The following is a 2,803-nucleotide window of genomic DNA, read 5'->3' as shown; positions in this document are numbered from 1 at the left end:
TGTCATTGACCGGCATTATGGAGCCACCGATGATCGGCGTAATGGAGCCAGTTTGAAGAAGTAAAAACGGGCTAAATCGGGGCTTAAAGCGAGGTGGATTTTACCTGTTTTTGAGGGGTTGATTTCGGTGCTGTCGGTGCGAGTTTTGGCGATCGATAAGAGTCGCCGTCGAGGGTCAGGCAGTAAGCGTTATGGCGCAGGCGATCGAGGGTGGCGGCGGCGAGCAAACGGTTGGCCGGGAAGGCCTGATCCCACTCGGTGAAATCGAGATTGCTGGTGACGATGGTCGCCGCCTGCTCGTAACGCTCGGCAATCAGGTCGTGGAAGTCTTCATCGGCGGGCGGACGCATGGGTTTGAGTCCGAAATCGTCAATGATCAAGAGTGGAATTCGGGCGAGCGTCGCGATCTTGCGCTCCACCGTGCCAACGGCGCGGGCGGTGGTCAGGCTGGCGCACAGTTGTGCCTGCGTCGTAAAAAGCACATCGACGCCCTGGCGCACCGCGCAATGGCCGAGTGCCTGAGCCAGGTGGCTCTTGCCGGTGCCGCAGGGGCCGACGATCAATACCGGCGCCTTCTCCAGCAGATAGCGCCCGGTCGCCAGATCATGGATCAAGGCGCGATTCAGATTCGGGAGTCTGGCGAAGTCAAAGCCTTCGAGCGACTTGCCGGCCCGGAAAGCCGCGCGGCGCAGGCGTAAGTCGAACTTCTTCTGGTCGCGGCGGGCGACTTCGTCGTGGATCAACAAGGAAAGGAACTCGGTGTACGCCAGCTTTGATTCAATGGCCTGACGATTTCTCGCCTCCAGCGAATCGAGGATGCCGGAGAGGCGCAGTTGCTTCAGATTGGGAGCAAGTTCGGGGATAGGGTTCATGGTCTTCTTTCAAGAGGGGAAACAGGCCAATTGGCCGGGAGTTCCCGAGATCGGGGGTCAAGGTCGGGCAACGCCCGGCGCAGCGCAACCTTGACGCCTGATCTCGGGAAATACGCTCATCCATGGCTGAGCCGGCAGAAAGCCGGATTCAGCCATGGAGAACAAAAGCGGCTTCTCACTGGATGGTGTCAGGGGCGGCAAACAAGCTGGCGGCATTGCGGGCGAAACGGCCTGAATGCGGCACGGTCTCCGGCGCGGCGGCCACCCGGTCGTCGCTACGCAAATCATGACCACCGGCCAGAATCGTCTTGACCGTGCGGTAATACGGCGATTCATGGGCCAGCGCCCGCGCACAGGCCGCCTCCAGTCGGTTTGGGGGGTAGGATTTCTGCAAGCGCAACACGCCTTGCGCGGCACGCAATCGTTCGACGATGCGATCCGCCAGCAAACGCTCGATCAACTCGGCACAGGCGGTTCCGACTCGGCGTGCCTGCTCTTGGCACCAGGCCCGGTCATGAGCAAAGAAGGCTTGCGCATCGGGCGGCAGATGGTCATTCACGGTGCGCCGCTCACCGCGCTTGCTGGCTCGTCCGTGGGCGGCGACGGGCTTGAAGTCATGGTAAATCGTCACCATGCCATCGCTCGCCTTGAACCAGAGCCGTTTGCCGACCAGGCTGAAGGGGACGGAATAGTAGGCATGCTCGAACTGGATATGGCAGTCGGGATGGACATTGGCTTGCGCCCAGACACCGAGGTCCGGTGCCACCGCTGGCAGTGGCAAGAGCACGGCGCGCTCAATCTCGAAGCGGGCCAGCGGCGCCTCGCCGGTCGTGCCGTGCCGCCGAATCCCGGCTTCTTCCATCACCCAACCCTTGGCCTGGCGGTTGAGGTCGGTGAGGTCACGAAAGGATTTGAGGGGCAGAAAGTTGCCCTTCAGGTATTTGACGCCCGATTCGACGATGCCCTTCTTCTGCGGGTCATGGGGCGGACACGGGTCGATCTTGAAGCCGTAGCCTTCGGCGCAATCGGCGTAGGAGCGCTGCACTTCCGGATCGCGAATGCAGGCTTTGATGATGGCGCATTTGGCGTTATCGATGATGACGCGGGCCGGTACGGCGGCAAACCATTCGAAGGCCCGGCGATGGCAGCCGAGCCAGGTGGCGACCGTTTGATCCCAGACAAACTCGACGTATTGGTGGCGTGAGAAGCAAAGGGTCATGACGAAGGCCCAGGTCCGGCGCTGCCCGCCGGCGGGATGCTCAAGCGTCGGCCCAGCCCCGAAATCGACTTGGGCGGCCTCGCCGGGTGCAAAGTTCAGGCGGACCGTGGTCTTTGGCGGAATGTCCTGTTTGAGGCGGTCCAGCATGCGGCGCACCGCCGAGTAATGGCCGGCGAAGCCGTGTTCGCGTTTCAGGACGGTGTGAATGACAACGCCGGAAACGCCTTGCGCCAGCCAGGCGGCGATGCGTTCGCGATGCGGTTCCAGGCTGGACACGGTGGTGGCGGCCCGTCTGCTCGGCGCTAGCGCCTCGGCAATGGTGGCGTCGTCGGGCGCGGGCTGTTCAGTGGCGAGCCAGTGACGTTCGTTGGCCAACGTCCGCAGACTGGCTGCCGTCCGCCGGCCCATGAGGCCGCTCTTGGCAATATCGCGGTCGGAATCGCCTTGCCGCATGCGCAGCAGGGCCTGTCGGTAGTGGTGCATTTCGATCTTCCTTCGACTCATCGTTTCCTCGGCAAAAAGCCGCCGAGGGTAGTGATGAATGGGTGAAATCCGAAATGCCCGTTGCTGACTTCTTCCGGGGCAGTGGAACCAATCCGCCGATCAGCAGGTGGATCCTATATGCCGATCACAGACTGGCTCCATTACGCCGATCATGACCTGGATCCTATATGCCGATCACCAAGTGGATCCTTTGGGCCGATCACTGACA

At 61.8% G+C, this 2,803-nt stretch carries 2 protein-coding genes; both read right to left on the bottom strand.

Annotation, left to right across the window (positions count from 1 at the left end):
- Positions 1-83: 83 nt before the first annotated feature.
- Positions 84-872, bottom strand: a complete 789-nt coding sequence (istB, locus tag Q8R75_RS03680) for an IS21-like element helper ATPase IstB (RefSeq protein WP_305663513.1) — start codon at positions 870-872, stop codon at positions 84-86.
- A 175-nt stretch (positions 873-1,047) separates the two neighbouring features.
- A complete protein-coding gene (gene istA / locus Q8R75_RS03675) occupies positions 1,048-2,574 on the bottom strand; it encodes an IS21 family transposase (protein ID WP_305663512.1) in 1,527 nt (508 codons plus the stop codon).
- Positions 2,575-2,803 lie beyond the last annotated feature (229 nt).

Origin of the sequence: Methyloversatilis sp. (genome assembly GCF_030696805.1) — a bacterium.
Taxonomy (GTDB): Bacteria; Pseudomonadota; Gammaproteobacteria; order Burkholderiales; family Rhodocyclaceae; genus Methyloversatilis.
This window is presented reverse-complemented; position numbering and strand designations above follow the sequence as displayed.